The organism is Mycobacterium sp. SMC-18, from assembly GCF_045310895.1.
Lineage (GTDB): Bacteria > Actinomycetota > Actinomycetes > Mycobacteriales > Mycobacteriaceae > Mycobacterium.
In genome coordinates this window covers 15,993-34,066 of sequence record NZ_JBJIAL010000049.1, presented here as the reverse complement: position 1 = coordinate 34,066, position 18,074 = coordinate 15,993, and the positions used below count along the sequence as shown (strand labels likewise).

Genomic DNA, 18,074 nt, shown 5'->3' with positions numbered 1-18,074 from the left:
CGGCACCGACACGGCCTGAACATCTCCGCCCACCTCAGCCCCGTCCCCGAATTCCCACCACCCCAGGGGACTTAGCCGCGCCGGCGCTCAACTCCATCGCCTACCCGCTGCAGGGCCTCGTCAGCGCGATCGACAAACTCGGCCCGCTGGGCGTCATCGCCGCCAACCCACTGCAGAACGCGGTCAACGTCCTCAACACCCTGAACCAGGGCTTCGGCGGGCTGCAACCGTCGAACGCCCTCGTCATCGTCGGCGGCCTCCTCGGCCCGCTGATCCAGGCGCCTGCCGCGCTGGGCGCCGCCGTGCAGGACGTCATCGACGCCACGCGCACGGGCGATCTAGGCAAGGTCGCCACCTCGCTGATCTCGATTCCCGCCACCGTCCTCAACGGTGTTCTCAACGGCGGCTACGGCCCGGACCTGTCGACCGTGATCGATACCGGGCTCCCCGGCGTGCCGCTGTACGCGGGCGGGCTGCTGACCTCGTTCGGCATCAACATCGGTGACGGACCACTGGGCTTCACCGTGAATCTGCCCGGTCCGGTGGCCGCGCTGCAGCTACTGCAGAAGCTCGTTGCCGACGCGCTCAAGCCGCCGCCGGTCACGACGGCCAAGACGGCGGTGGCCGCCAACGCCGTCCCGGCCACCGATGCGACGACGATCGCCCTGCCGGCAGCGACCACCGTCAAGGCGCTGCCCGCCAAGGCGGCAACGGAGACCACACAGCCGGCCGACCAGCCCACGACGAAGACCGACACCACGAAGACGGATACCCCGAAGACGGATCCGGCCAGCTCGGCGGACACCGCCACGAAACCGGCTGTGACCAAACCGGATTCGTCGACGGGCATCGGCACGGATGGCGGCAAGGACACCGCGACCGACCCCAGCGGCGCGACCAAGCCCGCGGACACCAGCGGCGGCACGTCCGGCAACAGCGGCACCGTAGCCACCGGCACCGGCACCGGTACCGGCAGCGGCAAGACGCCCACCACGGGACAAGGCAAGGGCGCTGACCACGCCTCAGGTGGGGACTCCTCATCCGGCGCCGACGGCGGCGACACCAAGGCCGGCACCAAGGGCAGCACCCCGGGCGGAACGAAGACCGAAACCAAGCCGGCCAAGACCGGAACCACGAAGCCCGCCAAGGCATCCCACGACGCCGGGCACACCAAGGAGGGCACGGGCACGCACGCCAAGTAGCAGTCGAATGTCGGCTTGTGGTCGAGGATGTCGACGATCGTCGACCACAAGCCGACACTCCCGATGAGCTAGCCTGGCGCCGCCTGGATCAGCATGTCGGCCAGGGCCGCGGTGGCCGGTGTCAGGCGGTCCCTGGGCTGCGACGCCAGATAGACCTGCCACCTGACAGATTGCCGCAATTCGATGGCGCGCAGATCGTCGAACTGTGCGCATTCCGACGCGGGCATGAAGGTGGTCCCGAGCCCCTGGCGAACCAGTTCACCGATAACGGAGAAGCCGGCAGGAATCACATGGACGGGACGCGATTGGACGCCTGCGGCCAGAAAAGCGTTGTCCAGCAAGGACCGGAAGCCCCAGTCGGGTGGGAACCCGATCAGGTCCTCCCCCGCCAGTTCGAGCAGACCGGCCGCGTTCTGGGCTGCCATCGGGTGATCGTCGCGGCACACGAACACCATCGGTTCCTCGAACATCAGCCGCATCTCGAGCTGTGGCGGAAATCTGTTGGGCACCGAGACCAGCGCCAGGTCCAACGAGCCGTCGACGAGTGCCGAGAGGTATGCCGAGGCGCCAGATTGATTGAGTTGCAATCGAAGTCGTACAAAGGGGTGCTCTCGATGGAACTCTCCGAGCACCTGGGCGACATTCATCGGCCCGTAGGAGATCAATGACCCGAATTCGACGCTGCCCATCAGCCGGCCGCGACTGGACGCGACCGATTCCGCGGCTGAGCCCGCGACGCGCAACAGTTCGTGCGCCTGGGCGAGAAATCGTTCACCGGCGACCGTGAGTTCGATCTGCTGACGGGAGCGATCGAACAACTGCACACCGAGCTCACGTTCCAGCTTCGCGATCGATGTCGAGACGGCGGACTGCACGACGTGGACGCGGCGTGCCGCGCGGGTGAAGCTGCGCTCGATGGCGACCGCCACGAAGTGCTCCACCTGCCGTAACTCCACGCGCCAGATTATCTACGGCGTAGATGGAAGTTATCAATATCTGTCGTTAGACGTGCTGACCGATCGGATGTCTCATGGTGCGTGTGAATACCGCGTCGACGCGGCTGATCGGCCGCGACGCGGAACTCACGGTCCTGCGGAACGCCATCGCCACACCACCGCACGGGCAGGTGATTGTCATCTCCGGGGCCTTGGGCTCGGGCAAGACGTCCCTGCTCACGATTGCCCAGCAACAAGCAGACGCGTCAGGTCATCGCGTCCTCGGGATCGCCGGATTACCCGGAGAGACCGGCACTCCGCTGGGCGGCCTGCACCGGCTACTGCGGGCGTTGAACGGCGCCGAGGCCAACCCCTACGGGCGCGCCGACATCATCGAGACCCTTTTCAGCACACCGCTGTTCGGCGATCAGATCCACACCGCGCGACTGGCCACGGCGCTGCTCGAACTCTTGGACGCGGTGCCGCGGCAACAGCCGGTCCTGGTCACTGTCGACGACGCGCATTGGCTCGATGACCAATCCCGCAGCGTCCTCTTGTTCGCCGCCCGACGCAGTGCCGGCCGCCCGGTCACCGTGGCGCTGACCCTGCCCGACACCGTCGCGGCAACGGGTCTGGCAGGCCGATCCGCCGTCGAAATCCCGCTCAGACCAATGAATCTCGACGAGTCGCTCAGGCTGTTGGAGGCGCAACCCACACCGCCGAGCGGAGTCCTGCGCGAGCAGATCGTGAAGCAATCCGCGGGTAATGCCGCGGCGATCATCCACTTTTCCAGTTCGACCGCCGGCCCGGCGGCCATGGCGGGCCAGGCCCCGGACCCCCTGCCCCTGCCGATCAACGTGCAAGCCATCTACGCGCAGCATCTGGCGCATCTGCCCGCGGCCACGCGTGCGGCGCTCGTCGTCGTCGCCGCGGCGTCTGCCGCAGATCTGCGCGTGCTGCCCCCGGGCGCGCTGGCCGACCCGGCTGCCCTGGCGCCGGCGGAGACCGCGGGCATCATGCGGATCGAGGCGGCGCGCATCAGCCCCGTCAACCCGCTCATCCGCTCCGCGGCCTACTACGGGGCGCCACTGGCCGCCCGGCAGGACGCACATCGACTCCTGGCCGATGCACTGCATGCGTTGCCGCAGCGCCAGACCTGGCACCGCGCCCATGCGGCGTCAGCCACCACGCACAGTCCGCATGACCGGATTCGCGCACTGACCGCCCACGGGATGGCGACGATGTGGAACGACGGCCAGGCCGCTGCCGCGACGCTGCTGGCCGCAGCCGACGAAGCGCTCCAACTGGAACCCGCGCTGGCCTGGGAACCGCTACGCGTTGCGGCCGCCGCGGCATTCCTGTCCGGCGACCCGGCCACCTATCAAGACACAGCGAAAACGCTTCAGCGACTTGATGACTCGGTACCGGCGGCCACAAGGAGCGCATCGACATCACGGCTGTGGGTCCGGGCGGTGACCGACGCCCCGCACGCACGCGCCGAGTTGGCGTCTTTCAGCACCCGGCCGATCGACGGATTCGGAGTGCTGGATCTGAGCCTGATCGGGCTCGCCGCCGGAGTCACCGACGAGTCAGAGCTCGGCATCCGGACGCTACGTGCCGCCCAATCCCTGATGACGCAACATGATTCGACGACGGGGCATGCCCTCACGACGGCGATGCTGGCGTGGTCGTGCGTCGACACCGGGCGCTGGGACGAGGCGCTTCGTATCACGGGCCACTTGCGCACGCTCGGGGCCGTCAGCGATCAGCCGTTGGTCGCCGCCACCGGGGACCTGATCAGAGCAACAGTCACAGCGCGGCGCGGCGACACCACGTCCGCGCGAGATCAGCTGACCGCTGCCCTCGATGTGGTGGATTTCCACGACAACCGCCTGCACTCTGCGCGGGCACACCACATCCTGGGGCAGATCAATCTCGTCGACGGCAACGACCTAGGGGCCTACGGCCATCTGGCCGAATTGTTCAGCGATTCCGGCGCACCGCTGCACCCGCACGTCTCCTTCCGCGCTCTCGTCGACTACGCCGAAGCAGCCATGCGCACGGGCATGGTCGACGACGCACGGCGCAGATTCAGCGCGGCACTGACCCACCTCTCACCACCGCACTCCGCGCGCCTCGACCAGTTGGTGAACCACGCCTCGGCCCTCCTCGGCGCCGGCGACACCGGCGACACCCTCGCCCGGACGCTGGCCGACGCCGCAGGTGAGCAGTGGCCCTTCGAACGCGCGCGGTTGCGGCTCAGCTACTCGGGCTGGCTCAGGCGCAGTCGACGACGCAAGGAAGCGCGCCGGCACATCTCCGCCGCACTGGCGACGTTCGAAACGCTCGGCGCCAGACCGTGGCTGGAAATCTGTGCCCGGGAACTGCGCGCTTCCGGCGTTCCGACGACGGCACCTGCGACGCCGTCCACCGGACGGTTGAGTCCCCAGGAGCATCAGGTTGTCTATCTGGCCGGCCGCGGTTTGACGAACCCGCAGATCGCGGCCCGGCTTCAACTCTCGACGCGCACCGTCTCCGGGTACCTCTACCGCTCATTTCCGAAGCTGGGCGTGACCAGCCGGCATCAGATCCGCGACATCCCGCCGCCACCCGACGGGCGCTCGACGGCCGGCTGACCGGGTTTCCACAATCCCTAGATTTCGGCTAACCTAACTTTTCTATTCGCAAACCCGGATAGAGAGTGAGTGCATGCTGACCGAGACCCGCGCACCGTCGCGCTCGTCGCGCCCGACCTGGTCCCTGTTGGGTCCCGCGTTCGTCGCTGCCATCGCCTACGTGGACCCGGGCAACGTCGCGGCCAACATCAGCGCAGGCGCGAAGTTCGGGTTCCTGCTGGTGTGGGTCATCCTGCTGGCCAACGTCATGGCCGGCCTGGTGCAGTACCTGTCCGCCAAGCTGGGCCTGACGACCGGCCGGTCCCTGCCGGAGCTCGTCGCCGAGAACTGCCGCACGCCCACCCGGCTCGCATTCTGGGTGCAGGCCGAAATGGTGGCCGTGGCAACCGATCTCGCCGAAGTGGTGGGCGGCGCCATCGCGCTGCAACTGTTGTTCGGCCTGCCCATGCTGGTGGGCGGCGTGATCACCGGCGTGGTCTCGATGTGCCTGCTGTCGGTGCAGAACCGCGGCAGCCAGCGCGCGTTCGAACGGATCATCGCGGGGCTGCTGATGATCATCACCATCGGCTTTCTCACCAGCCTGATCGTCGACCCGCCCGCGCCCGGCGCCGTGCTCGGCGGCGTCGTGCCGCACTTCGCCGGACCCGAGAGCCTCCTGTTGGCCACCGCGATCCTGGGTGCGACGGTCATGCCGCACGTGGTCTACCTGCACTCCGGCCTGGCCCGCGACCGGCACGGCAAGCCTGAGACCGGCGCTCCGCTGCGCCACATGCTGCGCGTCACCCGCTTCGACGTCGGCCTGGCGATGGTGGTCGCGGGCGCGGTGAACCTGTCGATGCTGCTTGTCGCGGCGACGCATCTGCAGGGGGTGGCAGGCACCGATACCATCGCGGGTGCGCACGCCGCCGTCGGCAATGCCCTGGGCCCCGCGGTCGCGCTGTGCTTCGCGGTCGGTCTGCTGGCTTCGGGCCTGGCGTCCTCATCGGTCGGTGCGTACGCCGGGGCCATGATCATGCAGGGCCTGCTCAATCGGTCGTATCCACTCTTGCTGCGCCGGGCCGTCACGGTGATTCCGGCGCTGGTCGTGCTGGCCGTCGGCTTCGACCCGACGCGCGCGCTGGTCATCTCGCAGGTGGTGCTGTCGTTCGGCATCCCGTTCGCGCTCATCCCGTTGGTCCGCCTGACCAGCAACCGCGCCGTGATGGGCGAGAACATCAACCACCGCCTCGTCACGACCTTGGGATGGGCTGTGGCCGTGCTGATCTCGGCCCTCAATGTGGTGCTGATCTACCTGACCGTCACGGGCTGATCGCCGCCGCGATCTCGCCGCTGCGAACGGCCACGTTCGACAGCAGCGTCGCGCCGAGCCCGTGGCTGTGTTCGACGGTCGCGCCGTTGAGGTAGATGTCCCCGGGCGCGCCCGGCCGGGCCACCAACTTGTAGTCCCGGGTCGCCAAGGGACGGCCCCGCTCATCGAACTCGTAGCAGGACGCCAGCTCGCCCAGGAACGCCGGCACATCCATCGGCGCGTAGCCGGTCGCGTACACCACGGCATCGCAGCGCACGGTCTCGGTCGTGTTGTCGATGCGATTGCGCAGGCCCAGCCGGACCTCCGCGCCGTCTTCGTCGGCGCCGGTGACAGTGCAGGCCCGGTGCAGGAACAACCGGCGGTCCCCGCTCACGCGTTCGCTGTACTCGCGTTCATACAGTTCCGCGATGAGGTCGACGTCGACGGCCGAGTAGTTGGCCGACCGGTGGTAGTCGAGCAGCCGCTGACGTTCCACGCCGTCCGCACCGTAGAACTCGTCGACCGCGGCGGGATCGAAGATGCGGTTCACGAAGGCACTGTCGTCGGCGAGGCTGTACCCGTACCGCCCGAACACCGCGTGCACCTCGGCGCGCGGGTAGGTGCGGTGCAGGTAGGAAACCACCTCGGCGGCGCTCTGCCCCGCGCCCACCACGGCGAACCGGCCACGCTCCACCGGACCGAGAGCAGCCACCCCACTGAGTAATTGGTGGCTGTGCCACTGGCGCAGGCTCGAGCGCGCGCCCGGGGGCAGCACCGGGTGCAGGCCCGTGCCCAGCACCAGGGTGCGCGCCGAGATGACCTCGTCGGGTTCCAGATGCACCGCGAATCCCGCGTCCCCTGCCGTCACGCCGACCACGCGGCGGCCGTAGCGCACGTCGGCGGCGAACTGATCCGCGGCCCACTGCAGGTAGTCGTGGAATTCGTGCCGGCTGGGAAAGACGTCATGGCGACCGATGAAGTCGACGAGCCTGCCCCGATCACTCAGGTAGTTGACGAACGTGAACGCGCTCTGCGGATTGCGCAGCGTCGCCAGGTCTTTGAGGAACGGAATCTGCATCCGGGTGCCGGGCAGCAGCATGTCGCGGTGCCAGCCGAACCGCTGCTGGGCGTCGACGAATCGGCCGCGCACGCCACGCTCGGCGAGGGCCACGGCCAGCGCCAGATTCGACGGTCCGAACCCGACGCCCAGCATGTCGGGGTTCTCAGGTCTGGACATGGTTGCGGGTGAGCCGGGCCAGATAGAGCTGGTGCACCATGTCCCGATTGATGAGCACCACGAAGTCGGCCATGTCGAATTCCGGGTCGTACGACGGTTCCCCACAGATCACACCGCCGATCCGCAGGCTGCCGGCCACCATCGGCGGAATCCGCACCCGACCGGGATCGGGCAGCTCGGCGAGGGGTATTCCGTTGACCTGCACCGGGTTTCGTGGTGTCACGCGAAACTCCGGCGGCGCCGGATGCTGCCGGTACGCCCGGTCGAGAACGCCGCGCACCAGCGCACCACGCGAACCGCCGTCCGCCATGCGCACCGAGAGGCTGCCGATCGCCCACTGGTAGCCGGTGAGTTCCTGGTAGCGCAGGATGCCGGCCCACAGCATCGCCATGACCGCGCCACTGCGATGGTCGGGATGCACGCTGGCCCGGCCCAACTCGACCAGCGACGGCCGCAACGCGTCGATGCCGGCACCGAGCTCGAAGTTGGTGTCGGTGAAGATGCCGCCGGCCGCCCGCGCGCCGTCCGGGGGCAGTAGCCGATAGCAGCCGACGATCGCCCCGGTCTGTTCGTCCCGGGCCAGCAGGTGATCGCTGTAGGCGTCGAAGCGGTCGATGTCGATCATCTCGCCGGTGCGCGGTCCGCGAATCGCTTGTGGCAGTGCGGCCCCCAGCTCTTCGGCGAACGTCTGGTACCGCAGGCGCTGCGCCGCTTCGATCTCATCGGGGTCGTCGGAGATGACGATGCTGTAGCGGCCGGAATCGGTCGCTGGGATGAGAACAGCAGCGCCGAACATAAGATTCGAAACTATCCGCATTGCGGCGCGGCCGTAGCAACTTCGGCTAATCCACAGACTCTGCACGGATTGTTTGCCGGGTGCCAGTCCGGATGAGCAGCGCCACGAACAGCGTGGCCGTGGTGGCGGCGAGCGCGGCAGCGGTCAACGCGGACTGCAGGCCGGCGGCACTGGCTTCCCGTGCGAGCGTCGCGAGCGCGGGGCGCAGCCTGTCGGGCACGGCCTCGAGCGCCCGCAACCCGGCGCCGGCCGCCAACCCGTCACTGAGCTGCCGGCGCGCTTCGGCGCCGAGTCCCGGTACTGCGGAAAGCCGAGACGTGGCAAGGTCGCCCGCGTGTCGGCTGAACAAGGCTCCGAGCCCGGCCACGCCGGCCAGAATCCCGACCTGCCGCGCCGTGCTGACCGTCCCCGTCGCCATCCCGGCGTCGGCGACCGGCACGAAGCGCAGCGCCGCGTCCGACGTCAACGCGGACAGCCCGCCGAGTCCCAGCCCGGCCACGACCGACCCCGAGACGAAGTGCGTCCACGTCGTGTTCGCGTTTACTGCGGTCATCATCCACATACCCGCGGCAATCAATGCGACGCCGGCCGGGATGGTGGCGGCCACCGGTATCCGCCGCGCCGCGACCATCGCCATCGGGGCACCCAGGACGATGGCCAGCGTCAGCGGCAGCGAGCGCAACCCGGCCCCAAAGGGACTGAACCCCAACGTGTTCATGAAGTACAGCGCCAGGTAGTTCGTCGACGCGATCAGCGTCCCGGTCGCGGCGAACGCGGCCAGGGAGACACCCGCGAAACCGGGACCGGCGAGCAGCCGCACGTCGAGCATCGGCTCGGCCAGGCGGGACTCGCGCAGCCCGAAGGCGGCCAGCGCGACGACACAGAAAGCACTCAGTCCCAACATGATCGGGCTGCCCCAGCCGAAGTGGTTGCCCTCGATCAGCACGTACACGCCCGCGAACAGCGCCGCTGTCAGCACCACCGTGCCCCAGATGTCGACCGGACGGGACCGCGGGACGACGCTTTCGGGGACAGCGAAGATGACGATGTACAGCGCGACCACGCCGACCGGCAGGTTGATCAGAAAGATCGACGGCCACCCGTACGCGGTGACGAGCGCACCGCCCAGCAGCGGCCCGACGGCACCGCCCGCCCCCATCGCCGCTCCGTACGCCGCGATGGCGCCCGCCCGCTGCCGCGCATCGGGGAACGCGGCCGCGAGCATCGGCAACGACACCCCGAGCAGCACCGCGCCGGCCGCGCCCTGCACTGCCCGCAGCCCGTTGAGCGCATCGATGTTGCGGGCGAGCGCGCACCCGGCCGACGCGAACATGAACACCACGAGGCCACCGAGGTACAACCGCCGCCGTCCCAGCCGGTCCCCCACCGTCGCCGCCGTGAGCAGCAATCCGGCCATCGGCAGGGCGTACGCGTCGACGACCCACTGCAATCCGGACAGCGGCGCGTGCAGGGCAGCCTGCATGTCGGCCAATGCCGCGGCGACGATCGTCATGTCGAGCAGCAGCATGAACACCACCACGCAGACCGCGGTCAGTGTCAGTCTGGGGCGCACACCTGCAGTTTGCACCGGCGTGCACGCCCCGCGCGTCCGTAAGGTCGAACCCATGACGAGAGATTTCCGTTTCGGCGTCGGCCTGCGGCACACCGACAGCCGGTCAGCGGTCCAGGAGGCGGCGCGCCGCGGTGAGGACCTCGGCTACGACGTCCTCCTGGTGCCCGACCATCTGGGCGCTCCGGCGCCGTTTCCGGTGCTGGCGACCGCCGCCGCGGCGAGCAGCACGCTGCACCTGGGCACCTTCGTGTTCAACGCGTGCTTCTACAAGCCCGCGCTGCTGGCCCGCGACATCGCGGCCATGCGCGACCTGACCGAGGGACGTTTCGAGACGGGCCTCGGTGCCGGGTACGTCAAGGAAGAGTTCGATGCCGCCGAACTGCCGTTCCCCAGTGCCGGGAAACGGGTGGAGTACACCGCGCACGTCACCTCGTATCTGCGCACCCACCTGCCCGAGGTGCCGGTGATGATCGCCGGTGCCGGCGACAAGCTGCTGACGGTCGCCGCCCAGCAGGCACAGATAATCGGGCTGACCGGCGGCGGCCCGCCATCCGCCGACCACGACCCGCTCGCTGAGCGAATCTCGTTCGTGCGCAACGCCGCCGGCGACCGGTTCGATGAGCTGGAGCTGAACCTGGCCATCACCGCGGTGCCGACCGACGGGTCCGGGATACCGAACCTGTCCATGACCCGGCGCTTCCAGCCCGACCTCAGCGACGCCGAGTTGTTGACGACACCGGGCGCCCTCAGCGGCAGCACCACCGACATGGCCGACCGGATCCGCGACCTGCGGGATCGCTACGGGGTGAGCTACTTCATTGTCCAGCAACAGCATTCGGAGGCCTTCGCGAAGGTCATCGCAGAACTGCGCTGACGGCGCGCGCAGGGCTCGGCTGCGCCATGGGCTCGTAGACGGCGAACTGCAGCACGGTGTTGAGGATCAGCTGCGCGAGGCCGTCCCACGGCGTGGCCTGCACGGGCCGAGTGGACGCGAACGGCAACGCCACCGCGGTGGCCGGTCCGGCTTTGGTGTCGATCGTGATGGTCTGCCCTGGCGCGCCATAGATTCCGGTCTGGGTACCGGCGAACATGTCGTTGATCCAGCCGATGGCGAGCGTCTTCTCGGCCTCGATGTTCGGTGACCGCGAGAAGCCGGCCACGACGTACTCGGCGAATTGCAGCACGGGGTTCGCGCCCTGCAGCGCATCGATGTGCCGGCCCCCGACCAGCATGACCCCGTTGAACTGCCCGGGCCGAGCCGCTTCGAGCTCCCGCCCGACCACACCGTCGATGTTCCATACATACGGCTCGGACGAAATGTCGTAAATCGGGCGGTAATTGGCGCCGCTCAGCTTCTGCAGCGCGGCGGGCACCACACCGTTCAGATCGACCGAATCCATCAACACCACCCCCTCCAGATTCGCGACCGCACCGTTGTCCACCATGCGGCCGGCGGCCGAACTCACCAGCGCGCCGCCGAGCGAATGGCCGACCAGGATGAACTTCGTGGGTAGCGTCACCTCGTGTCCGGCTGCGGCGCCGGCACTTTCGGTCAGTGACGCGCGATCACCGGCGAACAGGTCGGCCACCGCCTGCTGGTCTGCCGAACCGCCGAGCCACCGCGCCTTGGAATCAAACGCGTTGGAGGACAACGTCGGAGCCACCACGATGCTGTTGGTGCCCTGCGCCAGTGCGGCCAGCGTGTAGCTGTACATCGGGGCGACGGCCATGAAGTCGTGCTGGAAATAGATCACCCGGGTCGCCGAATCCGCGTGCTCCGGGAAATACCAGTTCGCCTGGACCTTCTGCCCGGTGCCCGGCATGGCCAGGCTGGACACCTTGACCGTGACTGTGCTGCCCCGCGGCAGCACCGGCGGGCCGGCGAACGCGAGCATGGCGCTGCCGATCACGTTGAACACGAACGACCCGATGACGTTGATCAGGCTGGGCCGTGCGGTTTTCACCGCCGCGGTCGGGGTGTCGGTGGTCGTGGCACCGGTGGTCACGGCGCTCGTGGTCGTGGCGCTGGTGGTCGTGGCTGCGGCTGCCGCCGTCTTGACCACGGCACTCGGCTGCGATGCCGTCGCTGAAACCGGTTGCGCAGCGGAGACGGCTGGAACCTGAGACCGCTTGGCCGGCAACGCGTTCGGAAGCTTCACCGCCGGCAGTGTCGGCTTGGGTCGAGCCGCCTGCGCCCGGACCGCTTTCTCCGGCGCGGTGGGTCGCGTCACCGAGGCCTTGTCGGGCGCGCCCTTGTCGGGTTTGGTGGCGTCTTTGGCCTTCTTGGTCCGCGAGGAATGGTCGGCGGACTTGCGCGCATGCGGATCAGTCGCGGGCTTCGACTTCCCGGCCGGCGCCGCCCCAGCCTGTGACGCCGTCCCTGCCGGTGACGTCGTCGGCTGCGAAGCGGTGGGGTGCGACGCGTCCCCCACGCTGTGCGCGGCACCGGATGCATCGTCGGCCCACACCGGCGCCATCGGCAGCCACAGCGCCAGACACCCCGCGGCCAGCATCACCCAAACCGCTCTCGACCACCCCGTCATCAACCGCACGCTAGCCCGCAGCGCGGCGCGTGGGAGGAAAATGAACAAATTGGTTCAGATGTTTCATTAGCGCTCGGGGCGCCCCACTTGCCTGCGGCATACTGGTGATCCCCATCGCTCCCAATCCCCGACAGGACAGTCGAGTGTCAGCACCGCAGCGCAGGCCCCGCGGGCGTCCGGTCGGTGGCGGCAACAACACCGAGCAGGCCCGGCAGGTACTGCTCGACGCCGCGGAGCAGTTCTTCATCGACGGTGGCAGCGGGACCTTCACCATGGAGGTCATCGCCGCCGAAGCCGGCTACTCGCGCAGCGCGATCTACCGCCAGTTCGCCACCCGGAAAGAACTGATCGCAGCGTTGGTGCAACGCACCACCCAACGGCACATGCTGACGATGCTGCAGCAGGTGGCCGCCGACGCCACGCCGGTCGATCTGCTGATCGACAGCCTCGTCATCGTCGCGACGCAGCTGGTGCACGATCCACTGCTGCAAACCATCGCCGACCAGACGCCCGACGGCGCCGTCGCCACGCTCATCGCCAACGACGGCTCGCTGACCAGGACGGTCCAGTCGATGGTCGAAGGCATGCTCGCCAACAGCACGACGGGCCAGTTCCGGCCCGGCCTGCATCCGCATGACCTTGCGCAGTTCCTCATCTCGACGGCACTGAGCCTGCTGCTGGACGTGGTGCCCGGCAGCAGCGATCCGACGGTGGCGCGGAACTACCTCCGGACCTTCGTGTTGCCGGCAATTGTCGACAGTCCCCCACCGGCGACGCGCGTGTTTCCGGAGTAGCCGACACGGGTAGCCCACCCAGGTGCTCAAGGAACTGCAAGGCCGCCGGATCGCCATCCTGGCCGCCGACGGGGTCGAGAGAGTCGAGCTCGAGGAACCGCGCGCCGCGGTGGAGGAGGCCGGCGGCGCCGTCGAGGTGTTGTCGATCAAGGCCGGCGAAATCCAGGCCCGCAATCACGACCTCGAACCGGCGGGCAGCATCGCGGTGGACCGCACCGTCGGTGAGGTGCGCGTCGACGCATTCGACGCGCTGATCCTGCCGGGCGGCACGGTGAACCCCGACAAGTTGCGGGTCGACGAGACCGCGGTGGCGTTCGTCGGTGACTTCGTGCGCTCCGGCAAGCCCGTCGCCGCCATCTGTCACGGCCCGTGGACCCTCGTCGAGGCCGATGTCGTGCGCGACCGCAAGGTGACCAGCTACCCGAGTGTGCGCACCGATCTGCGTAACGCCGGGGCCACCGTCGTCGATGAAGCAGTGTGTATCGACGGCAATCTCATCACCAGCCGTTCGCCCTCCGATCTACCGGCGTTCTGCGAGGCCATCACCGAGGCATTGGCGAGCAGTCCGGCCCAGACCTGAGGTCAGCCGGCTCATGACAGCCATGACCACACAGAACCCCGCTGAGGTGCCGGACGCAGCTCCCGGTATCCGCCAGCGCAACTTCGTCTTCCTGGCCGTCGTCCTCGGGATGCTGCTGGCCGCGCTCGACCAGACCATCGTGGCGACAGCCCTGCCGACCGTCGTCGCCGACCTCGGCGGCGCCGGCCATCAGTCCTGGGTCGTCACCAGTTACCTGCTCGCCTCGACGATCGTGACCGCGGTGGTCGGCAAGCTCGGTGACATCTTCGGCCGCAAGAAGGTGTTCCAGGTCGCGATCCTGCTGTTCCTGGCCGGCTCGGTCCTGTGTGGGCTCTCGGGATCGATGGGGATGCTCGTCGCGTCGCGGGCACTGCAGGGCCTGGGTGGTGGCGCCATCACCGTGACGGCCGTCGCGGTGATCGGTGAGGTCATCCCGCTGCGCGAAAGAGGCAAGTACCAAGGCGCTTTGGGCGCGGTGTTCGGTGTCACGACCGTCGTCGGCCCGTTGCTCGGCGGGCTGTTCACCGACCATCTGGGGTGGCGGTGGGCGTTCTGGATCAACGTGCCGGTGGCGGTGGTGGTCATCGGGATCGCGGCAGTTGCCATACCCGAACTGGCGCGCGCCGGGCGACCCGTCGTCGACTACGCGGGCATCGTGCTGGTCGGCCTCGGCGCTGCCGGCCTGACGCTGGCGACCAGCTGGGGCGGCACCACGTATGCCTGGGGCTCGGCGACGATCATCGGATTGTTCGTCGCCTCGGCCGTGGCCATCGCAGGCTTCGTCATGGTGGAACGCCGTGCGCCCGAACCGATTCTGCCGATCCGTCTGTTCGCGAACCCGGTCTTCACGGTGTGCTGTGTGCTGTCGTTCGTCGTCGGGTTTGCGATGCTGGGTGCGCTGACGTTCCTGCCGACCTACATGCAGTTCGTCGACGGTGTTTCGGCAACCGCGTCCGGGCTGCGGACCTTGCCCATGGTGGCCGGTCTGCTCGTCACCTCGCTGGGCAGCGGCGCGATCGTGGGCCGCACAGGGCAATACCGGATCTTCCCGATCGCCGGTACGGCCATCATGGCGCTGGGGTTCGTGCTGCTGTCACGGATGGACGCCGACACCTCGACGCTGACCCAGTCACTGTTCCTGCTGATCCTCGGCACCGGTATCGGGCTCAGCATGCAGGTGCTGATTCTCGTGGTGCAGAACACCGTCGACTTCGCCGACCTGGGTGTCGCCACCTCCGGTGTGACGTTCTTCCGCACCATCGGAAGTTCCTTTGGTGCCGCGATTTTCGGCTCGATGTTTGCGAACTTCCTCGGCGACAGGGTCCCGTCGGCCATGCGATCGAGCGGCGCGCCACCCGACGCGGCGACGTCCCCGAAAGTGCTGCACAGCCTTCCGCACGACACCGCCGCCCCGATCATCAACGCCTACGCCGATTCCCTGAGCCAGGTGTTCCTGTTGGCGGCGCCCGTCGCGATCGTCGGCTTCGTCCTGGCGCTGTTCCTCAAACAGGTGCCGCTGCGTGACGCTGCCGCCAGTGGCAGCACCGACATGGGCGAGGGCTTCGGCATGCCGACCACCGAGTCGCCGGAGAAACTCATCGAAGTCGCCGTCGGCCGGTTGTTGCAGCGCAGCAACGGCATCGATCTCGAAGCCGTGGCCCGCACCACGAACAGCCGCCTGGGGACGGCGCAACTGTGGGCACTGATGCTGATCTACCGCTATGCCTCAGTGACCGGGGCCGCGGATCTGCTCGACATCGCAGACGATCGACGGGTGCCACGTCAGGTCCTCGAACCGACCTTCGATCGCCTGGTGGCCACCGGATTCGCGACGCACTCCGGAACCGAATACTCGCTGACGCCGGCCGGTTCCGCCGAGGTGGGTGCGGCCCGCAACGTGATCACGAGTTGGATCACCGAAACCCTCACGCAGTCAGACGAATTCCAGGGCGTGCCCGAGCGCATCCATGTCCAGAGCGCGCTCGAGCGCATCGCCCGTGGTCTGCTGACCGAACGGGAGTCGGCCCGGCCGGAGCGGCGGCCGACGAAACTCGGTCCGCCCCAACAGTTTATCGCCGAGCAACCCACGACCCGCATGCGCGCGGCGCGGCCCGACGAACCCCCGACCCGGCCGTTCCGCCCCCACGCGACGCTGCCGCGCGGCTGACCGGACCGGCGTCGTCCCCACACATGGTGGCCGGGACGGTCCTGTTTGCAGCTGAACCGTCCCGGCGGTGCCAGTACGGAGCGACCGGGCGCCCGGATCTGTGGACCGGAGAGAGCGACGGCGATGTCTGAGCCACTCCGGCGGGGCGTCGCGATCGGATCCAACTGACGGTGGCTGAATACCCGCTCGGCCGCTTTGAAACACGCACTGTGGATGAGAGACAGCAAAAGCCGATGGGTTCAGATTCGCCACCGCGGGTATATGACGACCGACGCCTGGCGGATGCCGTCCAGCCGTAACGGCCGATCTGCGTTCCAGTCGGCAACGAAACACCGAGGAGGACATGTCATGACGCTTTCAACTCGACTCGCGGGCCTGATCCCGGTACTGGCCGCCGTACCGGTGTGTCTGAGCCTGGTCACCCCCGCGACGGCCGTCGCAGAAACCGACTGCAGCCCGGAATCTGTTGCGAACACCGTCAGTTCGGCCACCGGCGCGGCGAGCAACTACCTGACAGCGCATCCGGATGCCAATCAGGTTGTGGTGGCGTCGTATTCGCAGCCGCGGCCGGTGGCGTCGGCCAATCTCCGGGCCTACTTCACGGCCCACCCCCAGCAGTACCAGGACCTGCGCGGAATTCTGGCGCCGATCGGTGACACTCAGCAGCGGTGCAACGTGACGGTGCTGTCACCCGAAATGGCCTCCGCCTACGCCGAATTCATGGCCGGCTAAGCATGGCGGTGACCGGACCTCCCGAAGGTTGCCACCTGACCTCGTTGTGGTTGGCCGACCGTGAGATGTCGCCGTCCTCGTCGCCGGCGCCGAAGTCGACCGACATGGCGTCTCCCGCCGACGTGGTCGTGATCGGCGCCGGCATCACCGGGCTGACCACTGCCGTGCTCCTGGCCCGGGCGGGTAAGAACGTCACGGTCGTCGAGGCACGGCATGTGGGCGCCGGCACAACGGGCAACACCACCGGCAAATTGAGCGTGCTGCAGGGCAGCAAGCTGGCGCGCATCGCCGCCAAGCACAACGCGGATGTGTTGCGCGACTATGTCCGCGGCAACGCCGAGGGGCGTGACTGGCTGGTGCGGCATTGCGAGAACCACGCGATCCCGTGGCAGGCCGAACCCGACCATGCCTACGCCCAGACATTCTCCGGCGCTGCCACCGCGCGCGATACGTTCAGCGCCTGCCAGGAAGCGGGATTGACGCAAGCACAGTGGGTCGACTCCGCCGATGTGCCGTTCCCGTTCCATGGCGGCGTGCGGCTACCTGAACAGGCACAGCTCGATCCCATGCCCCTGCTGAACAGTCTGGCGGTGGAACTCGAAACCCACGGCGGCACGCTGTTACAGGGTGTCCGCGCGCTGTCGGTGGCCGACGACGGATTGCTTCGCGTGGCGTTGCAGGCAACACATCCGATGGTCGATACCGCCGGGTCCCACATGTCGGTCACCGCGCACCGGTGCATCCTGGCGACGGGAACGCCGATCCTGGATCGCGGCGGCTTCTTCGCCCGGCTGACGGCGAAACGCTCCTACTGCTTGGCATTCGACGTTGCGCGCGAGGCGACGGGCGGCATGTTCATCTCGGTCGATTCACCCACCCGGTCGGTGCGCTACGCGCCGTCCTCGAGCGGCGAGAAACTCATCGTCGGCGGCGCCGGCCATCCGGTTGGCCGTGGCCACGCACCCGCCCATGACGTGGCCGAGCTCGCCAAGTGGGCGGAACTGCACTATCCCGGTGCCCACCCGACGCACTTCTGGTCGGCCCAGGACTATTCGCCCATCGACGAGTTGCCGTACGTCGGACCACTACTCCCGGGCTACGAAAAAATCCGGGTGGCAACGGGTTTCGACAAGTGGGGGCTGACCAACGGCGTCGCGGCGGCGCTGGTCCTGGCCGCGCAGATGCTCGGCGGCCACATCGAGTGGGCTCGCGCGTTCGACAGTTGGAGTCCGCACGAGCTGCGCGGGATGACCGCCGCCCTGCGCGCGAATCTCGAGGTCGGACTCAATCTGGCCAAAGGCTGGATCACGCCGATCGCCACGTCGCCGGATGGCCTCTGCGAAGGCGGCGGGGTGGTCAGCGGGCTCCCGTGGCAGCTACGCGCCGACAGCCTGGTCGACGGGAAGCAACACACCGTGTCGGCGATCTGTCCGCACCTGGGCGGCGTGGTGCGATGGAACGACGCCGACCGGGCCTGGGAGTGTCCGCTGCACGGCTCGCGGTTCGCACCGGACGGGCGGCTCCTGGAAGGGCCCGCCACCCGAGGTCTCGCGGCGAAAACCCGGGCACGATAACCGAGCTGATCAGCCGA

General features: G+C 68.3%; 13 protein-coding genes and 1 pseudogene. 9 read left to right on the top strand and 5 right to left on the bottom strand.

Annotation, left to right across the window (positions count from 1 at the left end):
* Positions 1-1,202: pseudogene (locus tag ACJH6J_RS26730) on the top strand (hypothetical protein); the annotation flags it as partial.
* Positions 1,203-1,270: 68 nt separating this feature from the next.
* Here ACJH6J_RS26730 and ACJH6J_RS26725 read toward each other — a convergent pair.
* A complete protein-coding gene (locus ACJH6J_RS26725; protein WP_346416119.1) occupies positions 1,271-2,158 on the bottom strand; it encodes a LysR family transcriptional regulator in 888 nt (295 codons plus the stop codon).
* Between the two features lie 74 nt (positions 2,159-2,232).
* Between ACJH6J_RS26725 and ACJH6J_RS26720 the strand changes: the two genes are divergently transcribed.
* Complete coding sequence (locus ACJH6J_RS26720; RefSeq protein WP_406804791.1) at positions 2,233-4,773, top strand: AAA family ATPase; 2,541 nt, start codon at positions 2,233-2,235, stop codon at positions 4,771-4,773.
* Between the two features lie 73 nt (positions 4,774-4,846).
* Entirely contained in the window at positions 4,847-6,082 is a 1,236-nt protein-coding gene (locus tag ACJH6J_RS26715) for an Nramp family divalent metal transporter (RefSeq protein ID WP_212813027.1), read from the top strand.
* On the opposite strand, the gene ACJH6J_RS26710 is transcribed toward ACJH6J_RS26715, so the two are convergent.
* The 3 genes from ACJH6J_RS26710 to ACJH6J_RS26700 are packed head-to-tail and all read right to left on the bottom strand — an operon-like array spanning position 6,072 to position 9,655.
* Positions 6,072-7,274, bottom strand: coding sequence for a lysine N(6)-hydroxylase/L-ornithine N(5)-oxygenase family protein (locus tag ACJH6J_RS26710; RefSeq protein ID WP_406784722.1), 1,203 nt, complete (start codon positions 7,272-7,274; stop codon positions 6,072-6,074). The two genes, ACJH6J_RS26715 and ACJH6J_RS26710, sit on opposite strands and share 11 nt — an antisense overlap.
* Positions 7,275-7,284: 10 nt before the next feature.
* Entirely contained in the window at positions 7,285-8,094 is an 810-nt protein-coding gene (locus tag ACJH6J_RS26705) for a GNAT family N-acyltransferase (RefSeq protein WP_318987157.1), read from the bottom strand.
* A gap of 46 nt (positions 8,095-8,140) precedes the next feature.
* Positions 8,141-9,655, bottom strand: a complete 1,515-nt coding sequence (locus ACJH6J_RS26700) for an MFS transporter (protein ID WP_406802366.1) — start codon at positions 9,653-9,655, stop codon at positions 8,141-8,143.
* Positions 9,656-9,719: 64 nt separating this feature from the next.
* Here ACJH6J_RS26700 and ACJH6J_RS26695 point away from each other — a divergent pair, with 64 nt between their 5' ends.
* The gene (locus tag ACJH6J_RS26695) at positions 9,720-10,541 is read left to right on the top strand and encodes a TIGR03621 family F420-dependent LLM class oxidoreductase (protein ID WP_406784713.1); all 822 of its coding nucleotides are present in this window, start codon (positions 9,720-9,722) and stop codon (positions 10,539-10,541) included.
* Here the strand turns inward: ACJH6J_RS26695 and ACJH6J_RS26690 are convergent.
* Positions 10,522-12,210, bottom strand: coding sequence for an alpha/beta hydrolase (locus ACJH6J_RS26690; protein ID WP_406804790.1), 1,689 nt, complete (start codon positions 12,208-12,210; stop codon positions 10,522-10,524). The genes ACJH6J_RS26695 and ACJH6J_RS26690 overlap by 20 nt on opposite strands.
* A gap of 143 nt (positions 12,211-12,353) precedes the next feature.
* Between ACJH6J_RS26690 and ACJH6J_RS26685 the strand changes: the two genes are divergently transcribed.
* The 5 genes from ACJH6J_RS26685 to ACJH6J_RS26665 all read left to right on the top strand — a co-directional run bounded on the left by ACJH6J_RS26685 (position 12,354) and on the right by ACJH6J_RS26665 (position 18,057).
* Positions 12,354-13,004: a TetR/AcrR family transcriptional regulator gene (locus tag ACJH6J_RS26685; protein ID WP_267324732.1), complete on the top strand. Its 651-nt coding sequence runs from the start codon at positions 12,354-12,356 to the stop codon at positions 13,002-13,004.
* A gap of 22 nt (positions 13,005-13,026) precedes the next feature.
* Positions 13,027-13,584, top strand: coding sequence for a type 1 glutamine amidotransferase domain-containing protein (locus tag ACJH6J_RS26680; protein WP_406775484.1), 558 nt, complete (start codon positions 13,027-13,029; stop codon positions 13,582-13,584).
* Between the two features lie 22 nt (positions 13,585-13,606).
* A complete protein-coding gene (locus ACJH6J_RS26675) occupies positions 13,607-15,751 on the top strand; it encodes an MDR family MFS transporter (protein WP_406802364.1) in 2,145 nt (714 codons plus the stop codon).
* A gap of 348 nt (positions 15,752-16,099) precedes the next feature.
* Positions 16,100-16,483 carry a heme-binding protein gene (locus ACJH6J_RS26670; protein WP_212813041.1) on the top strand — a complete coding sequence of 128 codons (384 nt, stop codon included), beginning with the start codon at positions 16,100-16,102 and terminating at the stop codon, positions 16,481-16,483.
* A 2-nt stretch (positions 16,484-16,485) separates the two neighbouring features.
* On the top strand, positions 16,486-18,057 hold the full coding sequence (locus ACJH6J_RS26665) for an FAD-dependent oxidoreductase (RefSeq protein WP_212813044.1): 1,572 nt from the start codon (positions 16,486-16,488) through the stop codon (positions 18,055-18,057).
* Positions 18,058-18,074 lie beyond the last annotated feature (17 nt).

Excerpts from the sequence above, each read along its gene's own strand:
- ACJH6J_RS26690 (WP_406804790.1), bottom strand. The coding sequence starts at position 12,210 with ATGACGGGGTGGTCGAGAGCGGTTTGGGTGATGCTGGCCGCGGGGTGT.
- ACJH6J_RS26710 (WP_406784722.1), bottom strand. The coding sequence starts at position 7,274 with ATGCTGGGCGTCGGGTTCGGACCGTCGAATCTGGCGCTGGCCGTGGCC.
- ACJH6J_RS26665 (WP_212813044.1), top strand. The coding sequence starts at position 16,486 with ATGGCGGTGACCGGACCTCCCGAAGGTTGCCACCTGACCTCGTTGTGG.
- ACJH6J_RS26705 (WP_318987157.1), bottom strand. The coding sequence starts at position 8,094 with ATGTTCGGCGCTGCTGTTCTCATCCCAGCGACCGATTCCGGCCGCTAC.
- ACJH6J_RS26720 (WP_406804791.1), top strand. The coding sequence starts at position 2,233 with ATGGTGCGTGTGAATACCGCGTCGACGCGGCTGATCGGCCGCGACGCG.
- ACJH6J_RS26675 (WP_406802364.1), top strand. The coding sequence starts at position 13,607 with ATGACCACACAGAACCCCGCTGAGGTGCCGGACGCAGCTCCCGGTATC.
- ACJH6J_RS26695 (WP_406784713.1), top strand. The coding sequence starts at position 9,720 with ATGACGAGAGATTTCCGTTTCGGCGTCGGCCTGCGGCACACCGACAGC.
- ACJH6J_RS26670 (WP_212813041.1), top strand. The coding sequence starts at position 16,100 with ATGACGCTTTCAACTCGACTCGCGGGCCTGATCCCGGTACTGGCCGCC.
- ACJH6J_RS26715 (WP_212813027.1), top strand. The coding sequence starts at position 4,847 with ATGCTGACCGAGACCCGCGCACCGTCGCGCTCGTCGCGCCCGACCTGG.